This is a genomic window from Serratia proteamaculans (assembly GCF_008830365.1).
Classification (GTDB): domain Bacteria; phylum Pseudomonadota; class Gammaproteobacteria; order Enterobacterales; family Enterobacteriaceae; genus Serratia; species Serratia proteamaculans.
Genome location: NZ_WBKI01000003.1, coordinates 209,729 through 232,951, shown reverse-complemented (window position 1 = coordinate 232,951; position 23,223 = coordinate 209,729). Strand labels below are relative to the sequence as shown.

General features: G+C 55.8%; 21 protein-coding genes. 15 read left to right on the top strand and 6 right to left on the bottom strand.

The features are described from left to right. The first annotated feature begins 123 nt into the window (after positions 1–123). The 11 genes from prfC to deoD all read left to right on the top strand — a co-directional run bounded on the left by prfC (position 124) and on the right by deoD (position 11,616). Complete coding sequence (gene prfC, locus F8R23_RS14515; protein ID WP_112348496.1) at positions 124–1,713, top strand: peptide chain release factor 3; 1,590 nt, start codon at positions 124–126, stop codon at positions 1,711–1,713. 529 nt (positions 1,714–2,242) lie between these two features. Next, positions 2,243–2,857 carry a molecular chaperone OsmY gene (gene osmY / locus F8R23_RS14510; protein ID WP_099063158.1) on the top strand — a complete coding sequence of 205 codons (615 nt, stop codon included), beginning with the start codon at positions 2,243–2,245 and terminating at the stop codon, positions 2,855–2,857. Between the two features lie 156 nt (positions 2,858–3,013). Beyond that, positions 3,014–3,175 carry a DUF1328 domain-containing protein gene (locus F8R23_RS14505; RefSeq protein WP_004955572.1) on the top strand — a complete coding sequence of 54 codons (162 nt, stop codon included), beginning with the start codon at positions 3,014–3,016 and terminating at the stop codon, positions 3,173–3,175. Between the two features lie 58 nt (positions 3,176–3,233). Next, on the top strand, positions 3,234–3,419 hold the full coding sequence (locus F8R23_RS14500; protein WP_099063157.1) for a CsbD family protein: 186 nt from the start codon (positions 3,234–3,236) through the stop codon (positions 3,417–3,419). 10 nt (positions 3,420–3,429) lie between these two features. Continuing rightward, complete coding sequence (locus F8R23_RS14495) at positions 3,430–4,551, top strand: patatin-like phospholipase family protein (RefSeq protein WP_151415740.1); 1,122 nt, start codon at positions 3,430–3,432, stop codon at positions 4,549–4,551. Next, the gene (locus F8R23_RS14490) at positions 4,548–5,330 is read left to right on the top strand and encodes a TatD family hydrolase (RefSeq protein ID WP_176979941.1); all 783 of its coding nucleotides are present in this window, start codon (positions 4,548–4,550) and stop codon (positions 5,328–5,330) included. The genes F8R23_RS14495 and F8R23_RS14490 overlap by 4 nt, the downstream gene beginning before the upstream one ends. Positions 5,331–5,520: 190 nt before the next feature. Next, the gene (locus F8R23_RS14485) at positions 5,521–6,798 is read left to right on the top strand and encodes a NupC/NupG family nucleoside CNT transporter (protein WP_099063154.1); all 1,278 of its coding nucleotides are present in this window, start codon (positions 5,521–5,523) and stop codon (positions 6,796–6,798) included. A 373-nt stretch (positions 6,799–7,171) separates the two neighbouring features. Next, positions 7,172–7,951: a deoxyribose-phosphate aldolase gene (gene deoC / locus F8R23_RS14480; RefSeq protein WP_151415739.1), complete on the top strand. Its 780-nt coding sequence runs from the start codon at positions 7,172–7,174 to the stop codon at positions 7,949–7,951. Between the two features lie 69 nt (positions 7,952–8,020). Beyond that, on the top strand, positions 8,021–9,343 hold the full coding sequence (gene deoA, locus F8R23_RS14475) for a thymidine phosphorylase (RefSeq protein ID WP_151415738.1): 1,323 nt from the start codon (positions 8,021–8,023) through the stop codon (positions 9,341–9,343). A gap of 151 nt (positions 9,344–9,494) precedes the next feature. After that, on the top strand, positions 9,495–10,718 hold the full coding sequence (deoB, locus tag F8R23_RS14470; RefSeq protein WP_112348501.1) for a phosphopentomutase: 1,224 nt from the start codon (positions 9,495–9,497) through the stop codon (positions 10,716–10,718). 166 nt (positions 10,719–10,884) lie between these two features. Further along, positions 10,885–11,616 carry a purine-nucleoside phosphorylase gene (deoD, locus tag F8R23_RS14465; protein ID WP_129934181.1) on the top strand — a complete coding sequence of 244 codons (732 nt, stop codon included), beginning with the start codon at positions 10,885–10,887 and terminating at the stop codon, positions 11,614–11,616. 151 nt (positions 11,617–11,767) lie between these two features. Here the strand turns inward: deoD and F8R23_RS14460 are convergent, their stop codons facing one another. Continuing rightward, entirely contained in the window at positions 11,768–12,460 is a 693-nt protein-coding gene (locus tag F8R23_RS14460; protein WP_112348502.1) for a YtjB family periplasmic protein, read from the bottom strand. Positions 12,461–12,564: 104 nt separating this feature from the next. Here F8R23_RS14460 and serB point away from each other — a divergent pair, with 104 nt between their 5' ends. The 3 genes from serB to nadR all read left to right on the top strand — a co-directional run bounded on the left by serB (position 12,565) and on the right by nadR (position 16,307). After that, positions 12,565–13,542 (top strand): phosphoserine phosphatase, encoded by a 978-nt coding sequence (gene serB, locus F8R23_RS14455; RefSeq protein WP_085120140.1) that lies wholly within the window; start codon positions 12,565–12,567, stop codon positions 13,540–13,542. A 63-nt stretch (positions 13,543–13,605) separates the two neighbouring features. Then, the gene (radA, locus tag F8R23_RS14450) at positions 13,606–14,991 is read left to right on the top strand and encodes a DNA repair protein RadA (RefSeq protein WP_012005120.1); all 1,386 of its coding nucleotides are present in this window, start codon (positions 13,606–13,608) and stop codon (positions 14,989–14,991) included. A 56-nt stretch (positions 14,992–15,047) separates the two neighbouring features. Further along, positions 15,048–16,307, top strand: a complete 1,260-nt coding sequence (nadR, locus tag F8R23_RS14445) for a multifunctional transcriptional regulator/nicotinamide-nucleotide adenylyltransferase/ribosylnicotinamide kinase NadR (RefSeq protein WP_085120142.1) — start codon at positions 15,048–15,050, stop codon at positions 16,305–16,307. Positions 16,308–16,346: 39 nt separating this feature from the next. Here nadR and F8R23_RS14440 read toward each other — a convergent pair whose 3' ends face one another. Further along, positions 16,347–17,348 (bottom strand): zinc-binding alcohol dehydrogenase family protein, encoded by a 1,002-nt coding sequence (locus tag F8R23_RS14440; RefSeq protein WP_151415737.1) that lies wholly within the window; start codon positions 17,346–17,348, stop codon positions 16,347–16,349. 98 nt (positions 17,349–17,446) lie between these two features. Between F8R23_RS14440 and F8R23_RS14435 the strand changes: the two genes are divergently transcribed. Beyond that, positions 17,447–18,358: a LysR family transcriptional regulator gene (locus F8R23_RS14435; protein ID WP_129934183.1), complete on the top strand. Its 912-nt coding sequence runs from the start codon at positions 17,447–17,449 to the stop codon at positions 18,356–18,358. Positions 18,359–18,390: 32 nt separating this feature from the next. On the opposite strand, the gene ettA is transcribed toward F8R23_RS14435, so the two are convergent. The 4 genes from ettA to yfiR all read right to left on the bottom strand — a co-directional run bounded on the left by ettA (position 18,391) and on the right by yfiR (position 22,590). Next, complete coding sequence (gene ettA / locus F8R23_RS14430; protein WP_129934186.1) at positions 18,391–20,058, bottom strand: energy-dependent translational throttle protein EttA; 1,668 nt, start codon at positions 20,056–20,058, stop codon at positions 18,391–18,393. 140 nt (positions 20,059–20,198) lie between these two features. Further along, entirely contained in the window at positions 20,199–20,696 is a 498-nt protein-coding gene (gene yfiB, locus F8R23_RS14425; protein ID WP_099063146.1) for an outer membrane lipoprotein YfiB, read from the bottom strand. A gap of 35 nt (positions 20,697–20,731) precedes the next feature. After that, positions 20,732–21,979 carry a diguanylate cyclase DgcN/YfiN gene (gene dgcN, locus F8R23_RS14420; protein WP_099063145.1) on the bottom strand — a complete coding sequence of 416 codons (1,248 nt, stop codon included), beginning with the start codon at positions 21,977–21,979 and terminating at the stop codon, positions 20,732–20,734. Then, entirely contained in the window at positions 21,976–22,590 is a 615-nt protein-coding gene (yfiR, locus tag F8R23_RS14415) for a regulatory sequestration protein YfiR (RefSeq protein ID WP_112348508.1), read from the bottom strand. Before yfiR ends, dgcN begins: the two co-directional genes overlap by 4 nt. Positions 22,591–23,223: the final 633 nt, after the last annotated feature.

Below are 23,223 nucleotides of genomic sequence, written 5' to 3'. Positions count from 1 at the left end.
TCACCGGTGGGTAAATCAGCGAAAATGCCCGGCTATTATCTTTTATTTACCGCTTTGCCTGGCGCCGTGCGCGGCGCGTTCTGATACTTTCGCAGGGCGGACTAACTGTAGAATCTGAAAAACATGTCTCCTAGTGAATTTGCCCGCGAAGTCTCGAAAAGAAGAACTTTCGCCATCATCTCGCACCCCGATGCCGGTAAAACGACCATTACCGAAAAGGTGCTGTTATTCGGACAGGCTATCCAGACCGCCGGTACGGTAAAGGGCCGTGGCTCAAACCAGCATGCCAAATCCGACTGGATGGAGATGGAAAAGCAGCGTGGGATCTCGATCACCACCTCGGTGATGCAGTTCCCGTATCGCGAATGTCTGGTTAACCTGCTGGACACCCCAGGGCACGAAGACTTCTCCGAAGATACTTACCGTACCCTGACTGCGGTTGACTGCTGTTTGATGGTGATCGACGCCGCGAAAGGGGTTGAGGATCGTACCCGCAAGCTGATGGAAGTAACCCGTCTGCGCGATACGCCGATCCTGACCTTTATGAACAAACTGGACCGCGATATTCGCGATCCGATGGAAGTGATGGATGAAGTTGAGCGTGAGTTGAAAATCGCTTGCTCACCGATCACCTGGCCTATCGGCTGCGGCAAGCTGTTTAAAGGGGTTTATCATCTGTACAAGGATGAAACCTACCTCTATCAGACCGGTAAAGGCCATACCATTCAGGAAGTGCGTATTGTCAAAGGGTTGGACAACCCGGAGCTGGACGCCGCCGTGGGTGAAGATCTGGCCGCGCAGCTGCGTGAAGAGCTGGAACTGGTGCAGGGCGCCTCTCATGAGTTCGATCATGAAGCTTTCCTGAGCGGTGATTTGACGCCGGTATTCTTCGGTACCGCTTTGGGTAACTTCGGCGTGGACCACATGCTCGACGGTCTGGTGTCTTGGGCACCGGCGCCGATGCCGCGTAAAAGCAGCACCCGCGAAGTGGTGGCGGCGGAAGAGAAGTTCACCGGCTTTGTGTTCAAGATCCAGGCCAACATGGATCCTAAACACCGTGACCGCGTGGCCTTTATGCGTGTGGTCTCCGGCCGCTATGAGAAAGGCATGAAGCTGCGCCAGGTGCGCACCGGCAAAGACGTGGTGATCTCCGACGCCCTGACCTTTATGGCGGGTGACCGTTCGCACGTGGAAGAAGCTTACCCGGGCGATATTATTGGTCTGCACAACCACGGCACCATTCAGATCGGCGATACCTTCACCCAGGGTGAAGACATGAAGTTCACCGGTATTCCGAACTTCGCGCCGGAGCTGTTCCGTCGTATTCGTCTGCGCGATCCGCTGAAGCAAAAACAGCTGTTGAAAGGCCTGGTGCAACTGTCCGAAGAAGGGGCGGTGCAGGTATTCCGCCCAATCGCCAGCAACGATTTGATCGTCGGCGCGGTCGGTGTGCTGCAGTTCGAAGTGGTGGTTGCGCGTCTGAAAAGCGAATACAACGTGGAAGCCTTGTACGAGTCGGTCAACGTTTCGACTGCCCGTTGGGTTGAATGCAGCGACGTGAAGAAGTTTGAAGAGTTCAAGCGCAAGTGTGAGCTTAACCTGGCGTTGGACGGCGGTGACAACCTGTCTTACATTGCGCCAACCATGGTTAACTTGAATATCACCCAGGAACGCTACCCTGAAGTGGTATTCCGCAAAACACGCGAGCACTAACAGAACAGCAGGGCGCCTTAGGGTGCCCTGCTGTCATATTGTTTCCCCCATTCTGCTAATTAATAAGTCTCCTTCATCTTTTCAGCCCCTCTGCATCCGCCAGGATTTGCTCAGCTATACCTGCGTTTTCTGCCACATGGTCTATATTTAACAGGGCATAACCGATCCGGTAAGCGTAATTCACTGCATTTTGTCATAACGGTAGCGAGTTGTTCGGCACTGTTGCCAATCAGAGACAGTGTGATTCCATGTAAATCAATAACATAGCGATAACATTGATTTTACTGATTGGTGTTGTCGCCAATAGGCGACAGTTTTTAGCCTGAAAAGTAAACTGTTTTTGTTTTGTTGTTGATTTTAAAGGGTGTTTTAAAATTGGCACAGCCGTTGCAATACTCCTGCTGTGACAACAATCGTTTAACGTGACTGTTTTAACGTATAGAAATCGTGAAGTATTACTGAGTGGGCCGCGTTATGGCGGCTGAAGGATCCGCAGTCATTTTGGATCCACAACCAAAGGAAGAGATCGATGAAAAATACTAAATTTGCACAATCACTGATGGCTGTTGTTTTGGGTTCCGTTCTGGTTAGTGGCAGCGCGCTGGCTGAAGAGACTATGCTCAATAAAGCGTCAAGTGCCGCTGATAGCGCGGGTGCCAAAATCGATAGCTCCATGAAAAAAGTTGACGGCTACATGGATGACAGCGCAACAACGGCTAAAGTTAAAAGTGCGCTGGTCGATGACAAAACCATCTCCAGCACCGATATCTCGGTGAAAACCGAAAAAGGCACCGTCACCCTGAGTGGTTTTGTCGGTAGCCAGGCGCAGGCCGAGCACGCTGTTGAAGTGGCCGGCAAAGTAGAAGGCGTCAAATCCGTCAGCGACAAGCTGCATGTGAAAGACGAAAGCAAACAGTCAGTGAAGGCTTATGCCGGTGATACCGCAACCACCAGCGAGCTGAAAGCCAAGCTGTTGGCCGATGACATCGTGCCTTCACGCAACGTGAAAGTAGAAACCACCGACGGTGTGGTACAGCTTTCCGGTGAAGTGAAAACTCAGGCGCAGGCAGAGCGTGCAGAAAGCATCGCCAAGGCTATTGATGGCGTGAAAAGCGTCAAGAACGACCTGGTCGTTAAGCCATAAATTTTTAGTACGCGTGACAACAAGCACCAAATCCTGGGTTAGCCGAAAGGTTAACCCAGGATGCACCATCAAAAAAAGAAACTGACCTGCAATCTTGCAGCGCCCGTGAAGGGCACGGATTGCGATGCGTTTTTTCACTATGGTAAGGAGAAGCTTATGTTTCGTTGGGGCATTATCTTTTTAGTCATCGCATTGATTGCTGCGGCGTTAGGTTTTGGGACGCTGGCGGGTACAGCCGCCTGGGCAGCAAAAATCGTCTTCGTCGTGGGTATCATTCTGTTCCTGGTTAGCCTGTTTACCGGCCGCCGACGCCCTTAGCTTTTCTCTCAAAGTGTAACAAAGCTTAATTCCTTTTCTCTTAGCAGGGAGGTCAATCATGAATAGCGACATCATCTTCGGACGCTGGAAACAGCTGAAGGGCCGGGTGTGTCAGGCATTGGCGGAGTGGTCCGACAGCGACTGCATCTGGCTGATGGGAAGTAATGACTGCCTCTCTGGTGTACTGCAAGAGGATTACGGAAGAGAGCAAGACAAGGTATCCTCGGGTAAAACGTCTCACTGAGGATGCAGGGTTGGGATACAGAATACCCATCACGCTCGGCAATATCGAACCGCTGGCGTATAAACCTTATCGGCCCGGTAAAATGGCGCTGGTATGTGAAGGGGGCGGGCAGCGCGGCATTTTTACCGCCGGCGTGCTGGATGAGTTTCAGCGTGCCCGCTTTAATCCTTTTGATCTGATGATCGGCACTTCTGCCGGCGCACAGAACCTCTCGGCTTTTATTTGTGGCCAGATGGGCTACGCGCGGCGGGTGATCACCCGTTACACCACCTCCGCTGAATTCTTTAACCCGTTGCGCTTTGTGCGCGGTGGGCATCTGATTGATCTCGACTGGCTGCTCGATACCACTTCGCAACAGGTTCCGTTGGCGATGGATGTGGCGGAAAAACAGCTGATTGATGGGCGTGAATTCCTGATGTGTGCCTGCCGCAGTGATGACTTCGAACCGGCCTACCTGCCGGCGCAACGTGAAAGCTGGTTGCCGGCCCTCAAGGCTTCCAGTGCCATCCCCGGTTTTTACCGTATGGGCGTAGAACTGGACGGTGTCAGTTATCAGGATGGCGGCATCAGCGATGCGATCCCGGTTGAAGAGGCCTATCGCCGTGGCGCGGACACCATAGTGGTGATCCGTACCGTGCCGTCGCAGATGTATTACACACCGCAGTGGATGAAGCGTATGGAGCACTGGCTGAGTGAAAGCAGCCTGCAGCAGATGGTACGCATCCTGCAACACCATGAACAAAGTTATCACCGTATTCAGCAGTTTATTGAGAAACCGCCCGGCAAGCTGCGCATCTTCGAGATTTTCCCACCGAAGCCGTTAGCCAGTAATGCTCTGGGGAGTCGCGTCACGTCGCTCAATCAGGACTATCACCTGGGCCGTAAGTGTGGGCGTTACTTCCTGGCGACCGTCGGCCACTGGCTGGTAGAGCAGGACAAACGGGACGGCATGAAGGTGAAGAAGGCGCTGTCACGCCGTTTGATCCAGCCGGAAAACGTCATCATGCCTTCACCGATCATTACCGATATCAGTCACCCGCGCGATCTTGCTACCCAGACGGAAGCCAAACTGGCTGCGATGGAGATTATCTTGCCGGGCGATATTCCGCCGGGTGAGGGTGGCCTGCTGTGATGCACGACTTCACCGACACCCACTGCCATTTTGATTTCCCACCGTTTAGCGGACATGAGAGCGAAAGTCTGGCGTTGGCCGAACAGGCGGGTGTGCGACGGATTATCGTGCCGACGGTGACCGCCGATCGCTTTGTGCGGGTGTTGAAGCTGGCGCGCGAATATCCGCCACTGTTTGCCGCTCTGGGGCTGCACCCGTTGTATATTGCCGGGCACCATGAACCCGAACTGGAGCAGTTGGCGGCGTTTCTTGCCAGCCGACCGCCGAAGCTGGTGGCGGTCGGGGAGATCGGCCTCGATCTGTATATGGAAAACCCGCAGTTTGAGCAGCAGCAGCGGGTGTTAAACGCCCAGTTGAAGCTGGCCAAGCAATACGACCTGCCGGTGATTTTGCATTCCCGCCGCAGCCACGATCAGTTGGCGGCGATGCTGCGCCGTGCCGAGGTGCCGCGGCGTGGCGTGGTGCACGGCTTTGCCGGTAGCCTGTCGCAGGCACAGGCGTTTATTCGCCTGGGGTATTACATCGGTGTCGGGGGCACCATCAGCTATGAGCGGGCGCAGAAAACTCGTAATGTGATGGCCCAGTTACCACTGACTTCGTTGCTGCTGGAAACCGATGCGCCTGACATGCCGCTGGCCGGTTATCAGGGGCAAGCCAACCGCCCCGAGCGTGCCGTTGAAGTGTTCCATACGCTGTGCCAACTGCGCGCTGAATCCCCGGATGATATCGCCGCCCATCTGCAACACAACACTCACTCCTTGTTTACCCTCGTGGGTTAAATGTCGCAATAAGCGTGACGTGTGTCACGTTATAAGATTTTCATTTGCTTCCTGTTGTATATATTTGTGACATAAATCGGTGCGGGTGCTGCCCCGCTCCGTATAATCGCACTCCGAAATCACTCATAAGCAACCCTCGCGGTACAACCGGATAGGGCTGCATTTCTTTTTCGCAACAGGGATACTTTGCATGCAACTCATCATGAGCCTGGTCGGCATGGCGGCGCTGATCGCCATTGCCGTGCTGCTTTCCAGCAACCGCCGTGCGATCAGGTTTCGCACCGTTGGCTGGGCATTCGTTCTTCAGGTAGCCATCGGCGCGCTGGTGCTGTATGTCCCGGTTGGCCGCAGCATTCTCGGTGGCATGTCGGCCGGTGTGGCGAATGTGATCGCCTACGGTAATCAGGGGATTTCATTTATCTTCGGCGGTCTGGTATCCGACAAGATGTTTGAAGTTTTCGGCGGCGGCGGCTTCGTTTTTGCGCTGCGTGTTCTGCCGGTGATCGTGTTCTTCTCCTCATTGATTGCCGTGCTTTATTACCTCGGCATCATGCAACTGGTGATCCGCGTGCTGGGCGGGGGTGTGCAAAAGCTGTTAGGCACCTCGCGTACTGAATCCCTGTCGGCTACCGCCAATATCTTCGTGGGCCAGACCGAAGCCCCACTGGTGGTGCGTCCGTATATCGCTACCATGACCCAGTCTGAACTGTTCACCGTTATGTGTGGCGGCCTGGCCTCGGTGGCCGGTTCGGTGCTGGCGGGCTATGCCCAGATGGGCGTACCGCTGGAATACCTGATTGCCGCTTCATTCATGGCTGCGCCGGGTGGCTTGCTGTTTGCCAAGCTGATGGTGCCGGAAACTGAAAAAACCCACGATAAAGACGATGCGACGAAGCTGATCGCGGAAGAAGATCGCCCGGCTAACGTGATCGATGCGGCGGCTTCAGGCGCGGCTTCCGGTATGCAGTTGGCGTTGAACGTGGGGGCGATGTTGCTGGCGTTTATCGCATTGATCGCCCTGTTGAACGGTATCCTCGGGGGGATCGGCGGCTGGTTCGACTTCCCGCAACTGTCACTGGAATTGATACTCGGCTGGGTATTCTCACCGATTGCCTTCCTGATCGGGGTGCCTTGGCATGAAGCGATGACCGCCGGTTCGTTTATCGGCCAGAAAATTATCGTGAATGAATTTGTTGCCTACATGAACTTCGGTGCCTATCTGCGTCCGGATGACGTGGTTGCGGCAGACGGGTTGCAGGTGTTGTCGGCGCATACCAAGGCGATTATCTCCTTTGCCCTGTGCGGCTTTGCCAACCTGTCATCGGTGGCGATCCTGCTCGGCGGCCTGGGCAGCATGGCGCCGAACCGTCGTCACGACATCGCACGTTTCGGTTTGAAAGCCGTAGCGGCGGGCACGCTCTCCAACCTGATGAGCGCGACCATCGCCGGGTTCTTCCTGGCGCTGTAAGCCTGAGGCTGTCCTGCAGAGGGCAACAGGCTCTATTGCAGGACACCGCCTATACTTCTAACACGGGCACAGAATGCTGTGCCCGCTGTCTTTGCCCGTTTCTTTAGCGAATTTGTGAACGATATCGCGTTATTTTGTGATGCTCTTCACATATAATTCCGGTCTGTTACAGTGTTATTTCATATAGTGTGACTGCGAGCGCGAATTGCCTCAGGCGATCGTGTTCAAATAGCTATTACTGACCCTGCGCGAGGCGCAGCGTCATGTGCGGTGAGAAGGATCTCAGTTGCCGATGAGGGAACCCGTTCCCCAGCGCTATCTTCAAGGAACCAAGTCCGCTCGCCAACACCCAGGTACTCAGTTGGAGAGTTTTATGACCGAATTAACCGCAGCAGCGCAACGTGCGCTGACCCTAATGGATTTAACCACGCTGAACGATGATGACACCGATGAGAAAGTGATCGCGCTGTGTCGTCAGGCGAACAGCCCGGCCGGACAGACCGCGGCCATCTGCATTTATCCGCGCTTTATCCCGGTGGCGCGCAAGGCCCTGCGTGAGCAGGGGACGCCAGACATCCGCATTGCGACCGTCACCAACTTCCCGCATGGCAACGATGATATCGAGATTGCGCTGGCAGAAACGCGTGCGGCCATCGCTTACGGTGCCGATGAAGTGGACGTGGTATTCCCTTACCGCGCGCTGATCGCCGGTAATGAGCAGGTCGGTTTTGAACTGGTAAAACAGTGCAAGCAGGCCTGTCTGGCCGCCAACGTGCTGCTGAAAGTGATCATCGAAAGCGGTGAGCTGAAGCAGGCCAGTCTAATCCGCAAGGCGTCGGAAATTGCCATCAATGCTGGCGCGGACTTTATCAAGACCTCAACCGGTAAAGTGCCGGTCAACGCGACGCTGGAAAGCGCCGAGCTGATGATGTCGGTGATCCGCGATCTGGGCGTCGCCAAAACGGTGGGCTTTAAGCCGGCCGGCGGTGTGCGTACGGCAGAAGATGCACTGCATTACCTGCAACTTGCCGATCGTATTCTGGGTGAGGGCTGGGCCGATGCACGCCATTTCCGCTTCGGGGCTTCCAGTCTGTTAGCCAGCCTGTTGGCGACGCTGGGCCACAGTGCCGAGACGTCTGGCAACGGTTACTGAACGATTCCGTCGGTAAGGCGCGAAATGGTGCCTGCCCGTACTCTACATTAGCTAAAACAGGGGGATGCCTTGTTCCTGGCACAAGAAATTATTCGTAAAAAACGTGACGGTCAGCCGTTGAGCGAAGCGGAAATCCGCTTTTTCATCAATGGTATCCGTGACAATGTGGTTTCCGAAGGTCAGATCGCTGCATTGGCGATGACCATTTATTTCCACGATATGACCATGCCGGAGCGCGTGGCGCTCACCATGGCGATGCGTGATTCCGGTACCGTTCTGGACTGGAAAAGCCTGTCACTGAACGGACCGCTGGTCGACAAACATTCTACCGGCGGCGTGGGCGATGTGACTTCGCTGATGCTTGGCCCGATGGTGGCGGCTTGTGGTGGCTATGTGCCGATGATTTCCGGCCGTGGCCTGGGGCATACCGGCGGTACGCTGGACAAGCTGGAGGCGATCCCGGGCTTTAATATTTTCCCGGACGACAATGCCTTCCGTAAGATTATTCAGGACGTGGGCGTGGCGATTATCGGCCAGACCAGTTCACTGGCCCCGGCTGACAAGCGTTTCTACGCTACCCGCGATATCACCGCCACCGTGGATTCTATCCCGCTGATCACCGCCTCTATTCTGGCGAAGAAGCTGGCAGAAGGGCTGGATGCCTTGGTGATGGACGTTAAAGTCGGTTCCGGTGCCTTTATGCCAACCTACGCGTTGTCGGCCGATCTGGCGCAGGCGATTGTGGGTGTGGCGAACGGTGCAAGCTGCAAAACCACCGCGCTGCTGACTGACATGAACCAGGTGCTGGCTTCCAGCGCCGGTAACGCGGTCGAAGTTCGCGAAGCGGTGCGTTTCCTGACCGGTGAATACCGTAACCCGCGCCTGCTGGAAGTAACGATGGCACTGTGCGTGGAAATGCTGCTTTCCGGCGGCCTGGCGAAAGATGACGCCGATGCGCGTGCCAAACTGCAGGCGGTGCTGGACAATGGTAAAGCGGCGGAAGTGTTTGGTCGCATGGTGGCGGCGCAACAGGGCCCGACCGATTTCGTCGAGCGCTACGACAGCTACCTGCCTGCCGCAACCCTGAGCAAACCGGTTTACGCCGAAAAACAGGGTATCATCAGCGCCATGGATACCCGTGCGCTGGGCATGGCGGTGGTATCGTTGGGCGGCGGTCGTCGTCGCGCGACCGACAGCATCGACTACAGCGTCGGCCTGACCGGCATGGCGCGTCTGGGTGACAGGGTGGATACCCAACAACCGCTGGCGGTGATCCACGCCAACGACGAAGAAAGCTGGCAGCAGGCGGCCGAAGCGGTACGCAGTGCAATGGTGCTGAGTGACAAAGCGCCGGAAGTGACGCCAGTGGTCTATAAGCGCATCACAGAATAGGCTGTGTCCTTACAACATTGATATACCCTATGAATTTCAAGTTGCAGCTAGGCGGCTAGCGTGTAAATCCCAGGAGCTTACTTAAGTGGGGTTTACACGTGAAGCTAACAACGCTGTGGCTTGAAAGGCGACGGGTATACAGGAGATAAGCATGAAACGTACATTCATTATGGTATTAGACTCATTCGGTATTGGCGCAAGCGAAGATGCCGAAAAATTTGGCGATCAGGGTTCCGATACTCTTGGGCACATTGCCGAGGTTTGCGCGCGCGGTGAGGCTAACGTTGGCCGCCAGGGCCCCTTGACCCTGCCTAACCTGAGCCGACTGGGCCTGGGCAAAGCGGCAGAAGAGTCCACCGGTACCTTCCCGCAAGGGCTGGATCGCAATGCGGACATCATTGGTGCCTATGCTCACGCCAGCGAACTTTCTTCAGGTAAAGATACGCCGTCAGGCCACTGGGAAATTGCCGGCGTGCCGGTCCTGTTCGACTGGGGCTATTTCAGCGACGAACACAACAGCTTCCCGCAGGAGCTGCTGGACAAGCTGGTTGAGCGCGCCAATCTGCCGGGTTACCTCGGCAACTGCCACTCATCCGGCACGGTGATCCTCGACCAGTTGGGCGAAGAGCACATGAAAACCGGCAAACCGATTTTCTACACCTCTGCCGACTCGGTATTCCAGATCGCCTGTCACGAAGAGACCTTCGGTCTGGACCGTCTGTATGAGCTGTGTGAAATCGCCCGTGAAGAGTTGACCGAGGGCGGTTATAACATTGGCCGCGTGATCGCGCGTCCATTCCTGGGCGACAAGCCGGGCAACTTCCAGCGTACCGGCAACCGTCACGATCTGGCTGTAGAGCCACCAGCACCCACCGTGCTGAAAAAGCTGGTGGACGAGAAGGGCGGTGAAGTGGTGTCGATCGGTAAAATCGCCGACATCTACGCCAACGTGGGCATCACCAAAAAGGTCAAGGCTACCGGTATCGACGCGCTGTTCGACGCCACTCTGATCGAAATGGAAAAAGCCGGCGATAACACTATCGTGTTCACCAACTTCGTTGATTTTGACTCCTCTTACGGCCACCGCCGTGACGTGGCAGGCTATGCTGCCGCACTGGAGCTGTTCGACCGGCGCCTGCCGGAACTGCTGAAACTGGTTAAAGATGAAGACATCATTATCTTCACCGCTGACCACGGCTGTGACCCAACCTGGCCGGGTACCGACCACACCCGCGAACACATCCCGGTATTGGTTTACGGCCCGAAAGTGAAGCCGGGCTCGCTGGGCCACCGTGAAACTTTCGCCGACATCGGCCAGACCGTTGCCAGCTACTTTGGCGTGTCGCCGATGGATTACGGCAAATCCATGTTCTAAGCCCCGTATTTCAAGCCGCAGCGTTGTTAGCTTCACGAGTGAACCCCAGTCACTTACTCAAGTAAGCTCCTGGGGATTCCCCCGCTAGCTGCCTAGCTGCAACTTGAAATTCAAGGCTTAGATGTTTGACGTTTTTATTAAATATGATTTCTGAAGGAAGATAATTATGGCTACGCCGCATATTAATGCTGAAATGGGTGATTTCGCTGACGTAGTACTGATGCCGGGCGATCCGCTGCGTGCAAAATACATCGCGGAAACTTTCCTGGAAGGCGCGGTGGAAGTGAACAACGTGCGTGGCATGCTGGGCTTCACCGGGACTTACAAAGGCCGCAAAATCTCCGTAATGGGCCACGGTATGGGTATCCCGTCCTGCTCCATTTATGCGCGTGAACTGATTGCCGAATTCGGCGTGAAGAAAATCATCCGTGTGGGTTCCTGCGGCGCGGTGCGTGACGATGTCAAACTGCGTGACGTGGTGATCGGCATGGGTGCCTGCACCGATTCCAAAGTGAACCGCATGCGTTTCAAGGACCATGACTATGCGGCTATCGCCGACTTTGACATGGTGCGTAACGCGGTAGACGCAGCGGCAGCGCAGGGTATCCCGGCGCGCGTAGGCAACATCTTCTCCGCTGATCTGTTCTACACGCCAGATCCAGACATGTTCCAGGTAATGAAGAAGTACGGCATTCTGGGTGTGGAAATGGAAGCGGCCGGCATCTACGGCGTGGCGGCAGAGTTGTACGAAGAGTTCGGCTGTAAGGCACTGACCATTTGTACCGTTTCTGACCACATTCTACGTCACGAAGCGACCACCGCAGCAGAGCGTCAAACCACCTTTAACGAAATGATCGTTATTGCGCTGGAATCTGTACTGCTGGGCGACAAAGCGTAATACCCTTCGGGCGCAGCAGCTTGCTGCGCCCCTATACCAATCTATTCATAAATCTATTAATTTAAGCAAAGGAAAAGCTGGTTTTTCTTTTTGATTCAGTTAATTGATTGATATTCAATCGCTTCATTATCCATTCACCAGCATGCGGTTATCAGATTTTCTTCTCTTCTTCTTTATTCGCATCCGGCCGCACGTCATCATCGTCATTTTCTACCGTGTTACCTTCTTCCAATGGCGTATTGGCGGTCAGCAGATACGGTGATTGTTGCCAGCGGCTGCGGCGGTGTTGCAGCAACGTGCGCGCCAGAATAATGCCTATGGCCAGAGCCAGCAGGATCATCAAGCGCAGCAGGTTAGTGGTGTTGTCCACCTGTTTGGATTCGGTCGCCAGCACGTGGGTGTCCAGCGTGATGCGGATAAAGCCGATTGGGCCGTCTTTGCCCTGAATGGACTCGACCAACTGATGATTGAAGTAGCTGCCTGCGCGTTTACCGTCGAGCGACAAACGATCGCGTATACTTATCTGTTCACCGGCGTGGGAAACTAACGTGCCGTCAAGCTGATAGACGCTGGCGTCCAGAATGCGACTGCCCCCGGTGAGCTGTTTGAGGATGGCGTCGATGCGCTGGTTATCGACGTCGCTGTCGTCGTCCATCAGCGGTGCCAGGCTGGAGGCCACCTGTTTGGTCAGCGTTTGCGCCAGTTCTTCCACCTGTTCGGATCGCGCCAGTTGGTGACTCAGGCTAAAATAGGACGCACCCTGCATCAGCAGCACCAGCAAAGCCAGGCAAATCAGGATAATAGCGGTGCGGTGCAGGCGAAATTTCAGTTTAGCGCGAGCCATGCAGGTTCCTTGGGCATCTTCGAGACTTTATGTTGCCAGAAGCAATGGCGATAGGATAGCTTGATGCGTCGTTTTATCATGCAGTGTTTTTTCAGGAGTTAAGGATGTCGAATAGTCTGACCTATTGCGATCTCCCGGCAGAGATCTCTCAATGGCCGGGTCTTCCCCTTTCGCTGAGCGGTGACGAAGTGATGCCGCTGGATTATCGGGCGGGTCATACCGGTTGGCTATTATATGGCAGAGAACTGAACAAAACGCGCATTACCGATTTCCAGCGCAAGTTGGGTGCGGCGATGGTGATTGTTACTGCCTGGTGCGTCGAAGATTATCAGGTGGTGCGTCTGGCAGGCACTCTGACGGCGCGTGCCAAGCTGTTGGCGGCAGAGGGCGGGCTGGATGTAGCACCGCTCGGCAAGATCCCCCATCTGCGCACCCCCGGGCTGCTGGTGATGGATATGGACTCTACCGCGATTGAAATTGAATGCATCGACGAGATCGCCAAACTGGCGGGCGTCGGTGAACAGGTGTCTGAAGTCACTGAACGTGCGATGCGCGGCGAACTGGATTTTACCGCCAGCCTGCGCCAGCGCGTCGGCACGTTGAAAGGTGCCGATGCCAATATCCTCAAGCAGGTGCGCGATGAGTTGCCGCTGATGCCTGGGCTGATCAACCTGGTGCGCAAGCTGCAGGCGATGGACTGGCACGTGGCGATCGCTTCCGGCGGTTTCACCTATTATGCCGAGTACCTGCGTGACAAACTGAAGCTGGTGGCGGTGGCGGCCAACGAACTGGAAATCCGCGACGGCAAACTGACCGGTGAAGTGCTGGGGTCAATAGTCGACGCACAGTTCAAGGCTGATACGCTGGTTGCTCTGGCGGAAAAGCTGGGTATTCCGCCGCAGCAAACCGTGGCCATCGGCGACGGTGCCAACGATTTGAAAATGATGCAGGTTGCCGGGTTGGGCATTGCCTATCACGCCAAACCGAAAGTCTATGAGAAGGCGCAGGTGTCGATTCGTCATGCTGACTTGATTGGCGTGCTGTGTGTATTGACCGGCAGCCTGAAACACGAAGTTCGCTAACGTTGGCCTGATCTGGCGATACTGCCAGTCAGCGACAATGGGGTAAAAAAACAGAGGTAATACGTGGCAAAAGCAGCAAAACGGGCGTTTGTATGTAATGAGTGTGGGGCCGATTATCCGCGCTGGCAGGGGCAGTGCAGCGCTTGCCACGCCTGGAACAGCATTACAGAAGTGCGCCTGGCTGCGGTGTCTTCCTCCTCTCGCAATGAGCGTCTTAGCGGCTACGCCGGTGATGCCGGTATCAGCAAGGTGCAAAAGCTGTCGGACATCAGTCTGGACGAGCTGCCGCGTTTCTCCACCGGTTTCCTTGAGTTTGACCGGGTGCTGGGCGGTGGGGTGGTGCCGGGCAGTGCGATACTGATCGGTGGTAACCCTGGCGCCGGCAAGAGTACGCTGTTGCTGCAGGTGCTGTGCAAGCTGTCCGAGCAGATGAAAACCCTGTACGTCACCGGCGAGGAGTCACTACAACAGGTGGCGATGCGCGCCCACCGTCTCGGTTTGCCAACCGGTGGCCTGAATATGCTGTCGGAAACCAGTATCGAGCAGATCTGCCTGATTGCCGAGCAGGAGCAGCCGAAACTGATGGTGATCGACTCCATCCAGGTGATGCACATGGCGGATATTCAGTCTTCGCCGGGCAGCGTGGCGCAGGTGCGTGAAACTGCTGCCTATCTGACACGCTTCGCCAAGACGCGCGGCGTAGCGATTGTGATGGTGGGACACGTCACCAAAGACGGCTCGCTGGCCGGGCCGAAAGTTTTGGAACACTGTATCGACTGCTCGGTGCTGCTGGACGGCGACGCCGATTCGCGTTTTCGTACCCTGCGTAGCCACAAAAACCGCTTTGGCGCGGTGAATGAATTGGGCGTTTTCGCCATGACTGAGCAGGGCCTGCGCGAGGTCAGCAACCCGTCGGCCATCTTCCTCAGCCGTGGCGATGAAGTGACCTCCGGCAGTTCGGTGATGGTGGTCTGGGAAGGCACGAGGCCGTTGCTGGTGGAGATCCAGGCACTGGTGGATCATTCGATGATGTCCAACCCGCGCCGGGTGGCCGTAGGCCTGGAACAAAACCGGTTGGCGATCCTGCTGGCGGTGCTGCATCGTCACGGCGGGCTGCAGATGTCCGATCAGGACGTGTTCGTCAACGTGGTTGGTGGGGTAAAAGTCAGTGAAACCAGCGCCGATCTGGCATTATTGATGTCACTGGTGTCCAGTCTGCGCGATCGCCCGCTGCCAAACGATTTGGTGGTGTTTGGCGAAGTGGGGCTGGCAGGAGAGATCCGTCCGGTCCCCAGCGGTCAGGAGCGTATTTCCGAAGCGGCGAAACACGGTTTCAAGCGAGCCATCGTGCCGCATGCCAATGTACCGAAAAAACCACCGGCCAATATGCAGGTGTTCGGTGTTAAGAAATTGGCAGACGCGCTGGATGTCCTGGAGCAGTTTTATTAATTGCCACGCGGTGTGCAGATTATGCTATTTTGTTTAGCATACTAAACGGAGGGGCTATGCGGCAATTTGATTACCTGAAGGCGTCGATTAAGCAGAAGAGCTGCACTCTGCAGCAGGTGGCGGATGCCAGTGGCATGACTAAAGGTTACCTCAGCCAGTTGCTAAACGACAAAATCAAGAGTCCGAGCGCCCAGAAACTGGAGGCGCTGCACCGCTATCTTGGCCTGGAATTTCCACGGCGTGAGAAAAAGGTCGGCGTGGTGTTTGGTAAATTTTACCCCCTGCACACCGGCCACATCTATCTGATCCAGCGCGCCTGTAGCCAGGTGGATGAGCTGCACGTGATCCTGTGTTACGACGAACCGCGTGACAGAGAGCTGTTCGAGAACAGTTCGATGTCGCAACAGCCGACGGTCAGCGATCGTCTGCGCTGGCTGCTGCAAACCTTCAAATACCAGAAAAACATCCATATTCATTCGTTCGACGAGCAGGGCATTGAACCCTATCCGCACGGTTGGAACGTCTGGAGCGATGGGGTGAAGGCCTTCCTGGAACAGAAAGCCATAGTGCCGAGTTTCATCTATTCCAGCGAAGCGCAGGACGCTCCGCGTTACCGTGAACATCTGGCGATTGAAACCGTCCTGATCGATCCCGAACGTTCATTTATGAATATCAGTGGCCGCCAGATCCGTCAGGATCCGTTCCGCTATTGGGATTATATTCCGACCGAAGTAAAGCCGTTCTTTGTGCGTACCGTGGCGATCCTCGGCGGGGAGTCGAGCGGTAAATCGACCCTGGTGAACAAGCTGGCAAACATCTTTAACACTACCAGTGCCTGGGAGTATGGTCGCGACTATGTGTTCTCGCACCTCGGCGGGGATGAGATGGCGCTCCAGTATTCCGACTACGACAAGATCGCCCTCGGGCAGGCGCAGTACGTCGACTTTGCGGTGAAGTACGCCAACAAAGTGGCATTTATCGACACCGACTTTGTCACCACTCAGGCATTTTGCAAAAAGTACGAAGGGCGCGAACACCCCTTTGTGCAGGCGCTGATCGACGAGTATCGGTTTGATCTGGTGATCCTGCTGGAAAATAACACCCCCTGGGTGGCGGATGGCCTGCGCAGTCTGGGTAACCCCAAGGATCGCAAAGTGTTCCAGCATTTGTTGGAAGAGATGCTGCGTGCCAATAACATCGAGTATGTACACGTGGAGTCCAGCGACTACGACGAACGCTTCCTGCGCTGCGTCGAGCTGGTCAAGCAGTTGCTGGCAGCTGATGCCAGTCGGCTGGTCGGTGTTGCAGCGGTATAAGCCATTGGGGCGCAGTTCAGTGCTGCGCCCCAACTGTCATCAGTAAACAATCACCAGTTTGCCCTGCATATGCCCGTCGCGCAGCTTTTTATGCGCGGCGGTCAGGGTCTCTACCGTCAGCCCTTGCAAGGTTTCGCTCAGGGTGGTGCTCAGTTTTCCTTCATCCAGCAGTTGCGCCACTTGCTTGAGGATCTCACCCTGTTGGGCGATGTCCGGCGTGGTGAACATGCTGCGAGTAAACATCAATTCCCAGTGCAGCGCGGCACTTTTCAACTTCAATGCATTTTGGTCCAACGGTTGGGCGTTTTCTACGATGGTGCAGATATGGCCCATTGGCGCGATCAGATCGGAAATGGCTTGCCAGTGACCGTCGGTATCGTTCAGGCAAAGAATATAATCCACGCTCTCAATACCCTGCTGCGCCAGATTTGCTTTCAAATCGTGGTAGTCGACCACCAGATCGGCACCGCGCTCCAGACACCAGGCCGCTGATTCGGGGCGTGATGCAGTCGCAATCACCTTTACCTGGCTGCGCTGTGCAGCAAATGAGATTGCCAACGAACCAACGCCACCTGCACCGCCGATAATCAACAGGGTTTTGCCAGGCGCGGCGTCCTGAATTTTCAAGTGTTCGAACAGCGCTTCCCAGGCGGTCAGGGCGGTCAATGGCATCGCCGCGGACTCGGCCCAGTTCAGGCTACGTGGCTTATGAGCGGTAATACGCGAATCAATCAACTGATGGGTGGTGTTGCTGCCTGGGCGGGTAATGTCACCGGCATACCAGACTTCATCGCCGGGCTTGAAACCGCTGACGCTGCTGCCCACTTCTACCACTACGCCGCTGGCATCCCAACCGAGAATGCGTGGCTGCTGCAGGCCGCTTTTTTGCAGACCGGCGTGAACCTTGGTGTCCACCGGGTTGACCGACACCGCTTTGACTTCCACCAGTAAATCGTACTGGCCTGGGGTGGTTTTTTCCGGGCTGATTTCAATGAAACCGGCGGGGTTTTTCGGGTCTACGGCAATGGCTTTAATCGGCATGACTTTGCTCCTTTCGAATGTATAGCCCCAGTGTAGACCTGTTGGAGGGGAGTGATAAGATGGACAATAACTAACTAAGTGTTCGTTTGAGGTGAACAATGAGGTTTAAGCAGCTACAGGATATGGCGTTGTTTGCGCTGGTGGCCGAGTGTGGCAGTTTTACCGCCGCAGCCAAGCGTGCCGCTTTGCCGAAGTCCAGCGTTAGCCAACGCATCAGCCAGTTGGAACAGACGCTGGGCCTGCGGCTGCTGAACCGTACCACCCGTCAGCTCAATCTGACCTTTGCCGGCGAGCGTTATCTGGAACACTGCCAAGAGATGCTGTCCGCCGCCGAACGGGCCGATCTGGCGCTGCAACGGCTGCGTGATAACCCCAGCGGGCGGTTGCGCATCTCGACGCCTGCCGGGCTGGGAGCGACGTTGCTGGCGCGGCTGGCGGCGGATTTCCAGCGCCAATATCCGGACGTTTCGCTGGAGGTGTCGGTGTCTGATGCGATGGTGGACATGGTGCAGGAAGGGTTCGATGCGGCGTTGCGCACCGGCAAGCCACAGGACTCTTCACTGATTGGCCGTCGCTTGGGGCATGCGCCGCGTTATTTGCTGGCTTCACCGGCATATTTGGCAGAGTCCCCACCGATTGTCGATCCGCAGCAGTTGCAGCAGCACCGTTGTATTGCACACCGCTCCTGGCCGGTCTGGAGCCTGCGCAGGGGTGACGACTATTTTCGTTGGCAACTGCCGATGCGGCATATCACCGATAATCTGTTGTACGCGCGTGAATGTGCGATTGCCGGTGCGGGCATTACCTTGCTGCCGGCTTTTCTCAGCCGTGAGGTGGTGGTACAGAGGCAATTGGTTGAGGTGTTGCCGGACTGGCAGGCGGAAGGCAATGAACTGTATTTGGTCTATCCGAGCCGCAAGTTGAATTCACCGGCGCTGGCCTGTTTTATCGACGTGGTATTGCAACACCCGGTGTTTGACGACTATGCCCGCGAGCTGGCGTGGGAATAAAAAAAACGCCGCATGCGCGGCGCTTTCCGGGATTACTTGGCGATTCGCTTGTACTTGATACGGTGTGGTTCAAGCGCTTCGGCACCCAGCGTCCGTTTCTTGTACTCTTCGTATTCGGTAAAGTTACCTTCGAAGAATTCCACTTTGCCTTCATCCTGGTAATCCAGAATGTGGGTGGCGATGCGGTCAAGGAACCAACGGTCGTGCGAGATAACCATCGCGCAGCCAGGGAACTCCAGCAGGGCGTTTTCTAACGCGCGCAGGGTTTCAATATCCAGGTCGTTGGTCGGTTCATCGAGCAGCAGTACGTTGCCGCCAACCTGCAGCAGCTTGGCCAGATGCAGACGACCACGCTCACCCCCGGACAGCTCGCCGACGCGTTTGCCCTGATCGACGCCCTTGAAGTTAAAGCGGCCGACGTAGGCGCGGCTTGGCATTTCGGTGTTGCCGACACGCATGATGTCCTGACCGCCAGAGACTTCTTCCCACACGGTTTTGGAGTTATCCATGCTGTCGCGGAACTGATCGACCGAGGCCAGCTTGACGGTGTCACCCAGCACGATGCTGCCGGAATCAGGCTGTTCCTGACCGGACATCATGCGGAACAGCGTGGATTTACCCGCGCCGTTCGGGCCGATAATGCCGACAATCGCGCCTTTCGGTACCGCAAAGGTGAGATCGTCAATCAGTAAACGGTCGCCGTAGGACTTGCGCAGGTTACTGATTTCGAGAACCTTATCACCCAGGCGTGCGCCAGGTGGGATAAACAGTTCGTTGGTCTCGTTACGCTTCTGGTAATCAGTGCTGTTCAGCTCTTCAAAGCGGGCCAAACGGGCCTTGCCTTTAGACTGACGGCCTTTAGCGCCCTGGCGAACCCACTCCAGCTCTTTCTCGATGGATTTGCGACGTGCGGCTTCGGAAGAGGCTTCCTGCGCCAGACGAGCGTCTTTCTGCTCCAGCCAGGAAGAGTAGTTACCTTCCCATGGAATGCCTTCGCCACGGTCCAGTTCGAGGATCCAGCCGGCCACGTTGTCGAGGAAGTAACGGTCGTGGGTAATGGCCACTACGGTACCTTCGAAGTCGTGCAGGAAGCGCTCCAGCCAGGCCACGGATTCAGCATCCAGGTGGTTGGTCGGTTCGTCGAGCAGCAGCATGTCCGGTTTTTCCAGCAGCAGGCGGCACAGCGCTACGCGGCGACGCTCACCACCGGAGAGGTTGGCGATTTTCGCGTCCCATTCCGGCAGGCGCAACGCATCGGCGGCACGCTCAAGCTGGGTGTTCAGATTGTGGCCATCGTGAGCCTGAATGATCTCTTCCAGGCGACCCTGTTCAGCGGCCAGCTTGTCGAAGTCGGCGCCTTCTTCAGCGTACAACGCGTACACCTCATCAAGACGTTTCAGCGCGCCGACCACTTCCGCCAGCGCTTCTTCGACTGACTCACGAACGGTGTGTTCCAGGTTCAACTGCGGTTCCTGTGGCAGGTAACCGATTTTAATCCCTTGCTGCGGGCGGGCTTCACCTTCGATATCGGTGTCGATGCCGGCCATGATGCGCAACAGAGTGGATTTACCCGAACCGTTCAGACCCAGCACGCCAATTTTGGCGCCCGGGAAGAAGCTCAGCGAGATGTTTTTCAGGATGTGACGCTTCGGCGGAACCACTTTGCCGACGCGATGCATGGTATAGACGTATTGAGCCACGGTGCCTCTGCCTCTCTATATCAGTTTTTATAGGATGTCTGGCTGCGGAGTGTAGCCCGTTTCGAAAGCGGATCCCAGACATCACACAGCGATCGCTAAGTATAACCCTTTATGCGCCCGTGAAGGCGCATATTGGTCGCTTAAGGGGTGACAACAATAGCGACGCGGCGGTTTTCCGCACGGCCGCTGGAGGTGCGGTTGTCGGCCACCGGATCGCGTTTACCCATGCCGCGGGTTTCGATGTTGGAACGAGGAATGCCTACGCTGGCCAGTAGATCGGCCACCGCATTGGCGCGGCGCAGCGAAAGCTGATCGTTATAGCTGTCTTCACCGTAATTATCCGTATGACCGTCCAGACGGAATTGGGTGATGCCGACGCTCATCAGCGCGCGACCCATTTTTTGTACCGTATCGGTGCTTTCCGGGTTCAGTTTGCCGACGTTATTGCCAAACAGCACCTTGTCGGACAGGCCAAATTCCCAGCCGTTGTCTGTCAGCTTGAACCCTTGCGACTGCAACAGGGCAATCTGCTCAGGCGTAAGGCCCTGCGGTTTGCTCTGGCAGCCGGCGAGCGCCAGCAGGGCGATAAACATCATTGCCAGCAGTGAGAAACGGTTTTTTAGTGTTTGCTGTATCATAATCAAATCCCTAGTTTTATTTTTTAGCCGGGGCTTTATTTCTGTATTGCCAGCCGCCAGCCTCCGTTATAACGATGCTTTGCCTGGTACATTGCATCGTCAGCTTCGTGCAAGAGCCCTTGAGGCGTTACCGCATGCTCAGGGTAAAGGGCAATACCGATACTCAGAGAGGAAATCACCGCCTCGTCGTTCGGCAAAATTACCGGTTGGGTCATGCAGTCGATAATGTTATCGGCAATCTGCAGGACATCTTCCGTAGTGTGGACCGGTGCCAATAATACGGCGAACTCATCACCTCCTAAACGTGCCACTAGGTCGCTTTCACGTAGCTGTGCGCGAATGCGCCCGGCAATGGTGGTCAGCACCATGTCGCCTGCGGCGTGACCGTAGCTGTCATTGACCTCCTTGAAGCGGTCACCGTCGATAAACAGCACCGCCAGTTTTTCGGTCGGTTTAATGTCCCCCAACGCACGGCTCAGTCGTCCTTCAAAGAAGGCACGGTTCGGCAAGCCGGTCAGGCTGTCGTGCGTTGCCCGGTGAGTCAGTGAATCATTTTCCTGTTTCAGGTGTGCCTGCCAGGCTTCCAGCTCATCGAGCAGGCCATTAAAGTCGACGCTCAGTTCATGCAGTTCGGCAATCGGCGCTGATGGCACCCGCAGGCCAAAGGCGCGATCGCGGCGTACCGCATGTGCGACATTGGCGATGTCATCCAGCGAACGGACAATGCCCAGCAGCATGCGGCGGGAAAGTACCAGCGCACACAGGGTACTGAGCACCAGACAGGCGATCATGCCGACCATACCGCGCAACAGAAAACGCAGCAGGCTGCCGCCGTGGCCGAGTAGCCACACTTTGCCGACCTCTTTGCCTTCGTGAGTAATCGGCAGGATCACCGGCTCGGGCAGCGCCCAGTGGGCCACGATTTCTTCCATACCGTGCAGCGGGCCATCTTTGGGATGACGCCAACTGGCGAGCACTTTGCCGCTGTTGTTCAAAATTCTTGCCTCTGATACCTCTTCTTTGGAGGCGATCAATACCAGTGCTTCACGTGCGGCAGTGCGGTCTTCAAATACCACGGCAGCTTCGACGGTATAGCTGATGGAGCGCGCAATCAGATGCAGGTTATGGTCGGCATAGGCGCGCAGCGCAAACAGCGCGACCAGCGTCAGGAAAATTCCGGCGGTGCCGACGGCAATCAGCGCCAGTCCAAGGTGCACCCGTTGCAGCACCCGCCCCAGCGTAGGTCGCGACTGACCCGATCGGTTCTTGCGCAACCACTTCATAGTGGGGGGGCCTGTTTGCGTGCCAGTTGCAGCACGTTGGGGTGAACGCGCACGCCGCTGCGTGCCAGTGCGTCAAGGTTCACTTTAAAGCTGGCCGTGTCACCTTCGAACTGCAGGCAAAACGCGTTGCCGGCGGAGCATTCATCATCATTCTCGCTGATGCTGAGAATGGAGTGGCCGTTAATGCGTTGCATAAAATTCTGTTTCTGACCGGCATTGATATTGCCCAAATAAATCACGTCACAGCCGGTGCTCAGCAACGGGCTGTCGAAAGCAATACGCTCGGCTTTTATTGGCCTGGGGGCGCTCAGCAAGATGGGATCGAACAGGCCTTCGGCATATTGTGTCGGCGCCGTCACGCACAGTCGGATGGGGTTGGGTTCACTGGGCCAGCGGGCATAGCTGATAATGCCGACTACCACGGTAGTGACGGCGTGGGTGCGACTTTTATGTGGGTCGCCAGTCTCGGGACGTGCCAAACCGGGAAATGCCAACAGGACGAGCAGAACCAGCGACAACAGACGGCTGCAGTCCAGACGTGCGCAAATGAAGCTCCTGAGGGAGCTTTTTGCGCAGGTCGCTAACAACGCGGCATACTTTGCCATCTTCATCTGCCATTCCTGCCCACGTCCGCAGTGCTGTTGCGGCAACATAACAATGAGAAGCCTGACCCGGTTGAAGGGATAATTGTCTTACTGAAAACTGTCAATCGCACTGCCTGGTGAACACTATCTAACCCATAATTGGCGCGGATTGTATTATAAGATATCCCTGTTGCGCGCTTTATGTGCCGTTTTCTCGGAATTATCCTAGCTTTTTTTAATAGTATAAAAACGTCCCTCAGAGTTTGCCAGGCGTTTTCTGCAAAGTTAGTGCGGCAGGCCTGGATTCCGGCGGTTTGCGCAACGTTTCTGCTTATCGTTTTGAGGGTGAAATCCTGCGACGGCTAATAATTTCAAATGGCTTCATTTTATATTGGCAGCGGGGATTAATAATTGAGGATCCGGCCGGTTAGTGTTAACGCCGGAGTGAAATGATTAATACGGCAAAATTGTCGCCCGCTTTAATTAATTTGTCAGTGAGGGTAAACCTTTTTTACCTGAGGCCCATCGTGACGATAAACTTCTTCTACAGTAGTGAATGGATAAGCGATCCCGCTGTCTATGGTAGATGGCTGAGCGGGTTGCTCAGCGCCCCTCTTTTGTTCTGGCGTGCCGGATAGTCGCTATCCCACGACAGGGCGT

What these genes read in the sequence shown, in the direction of transcription:
- prfC (WP_112348496.1), top strand. Translation starts at nt 124, where the DNA reads ATGTCTCCTAGTGAATTTGCCCGCGAAGTCTCGAAAAGAAGAACTTTC.
- osmY (WP_099063158.1), top strand. Translation starts at nt 2,243, where the DNA reads ATGAAAAATACTAAATTTGCACAATCACTGATGGCTGTTGTTTTGGGT.
- F8R23_RS14505 (WP_004955572.1), top strand. Translation starts at nt 3,014, where the DNA reads ATGTTTCGTTGGGGCATTATCTTTTTAGTCATCGCATTGATTGCTGCG.
- F8R23_RS14500 (WP_099063157.1), top strand. Translation starts at nt 3,234, where the DNA reads ATGAATAGCGACATCATCTTCGGACGCTGGAAACAGCTGAAGGGCCGG.
- F8R23_RS14485 (WP_099063154.1), top strand. Translation starts at nt 5,521, where the DNA reads ATGCAACTCATCATGAGCCTGGTCGGCATGGCGGCGCTGATCGCCATT.
- deoC (WP_151415739.1), top strand. Translation starts at nt 7,172, where the DNA reads ATGACCGAATTAACCGCAGCAGCGCAACGTGCGCTGACCCTAATGGAT.
- deoB (WP_112348501.1), top strand. Translation starts at nt 9,495, where the DNA reads ATGAAACGTACATTCATTATGGTATTAGACTCATTCGGTATTGGCGCA.
- deoD (WP_129934181.1), top strand. Translation starts at nt 10,885, where the DNA reads ATGGCTACGCCGCATATTAATGCTGAAATGGGTGATTTCGCTGACGTA.
- F8R23_RS14460 (WP_112348502.1), bottom strand. Translation starts at nt 12,460, where the DNA reads ATGGCTCGCGCTAAACTGAAATTTCGCCTGCACCGCACCGCTATTATC.
- serB (WP_085120140.1), top strand. Translation starts at nt 12,565, where the DNA reads ATGTCGAATAGTCTGACCTATTGCGATCTCCCGGCAGAGATCTCTCAA.
- nadR (WP_085120142.1), top strand. Translation starts at nt 15,048, where the DNA reads ATGCGGCAATTTGATTACCTGAAGGCGTCGATTAAGCAGAAGAGCTGC.
- F8R23_RS14440 (WP_151415737.1), bottom strand. Translation starts at nt 17,348, where the DNA reads ATGCCGATTAAAGCCATTGCCGTAGACCCGAAAAACCCCGCCGGTTTC.
- F8R23_RS14435 (WP_129934183.1), top strand. Translation starts at nt 17,447, where the DNA reads ATGAGGTTTAAGCAGCTACAGGATATGGCGTTGTTTGCGCTGGTGGCC.
- yfiB (WP_099063146.1), bottom strand. Translation starts at nt 20,696, where the DNA reads ATGATACAGCAAACACTAAAAAACCGTTTCTCACTGCTGGCAATGATG.
- dgcN (WP_099063145.1), bottom strand. Translation starts at nt 21,979, where the DNA reads ATGAAGTGGTTGCGCAAGAACCGATCGGGTCAGTCGCGACCTACGCTG.
- yfiR (WP_112348508.1), bottom strand. Translation starts at nt 22,590, where the DNA reads ATGAAGATGGCAAAGTATGCCGCGTTGTTAGCGACCTGCGCAAAAAGC.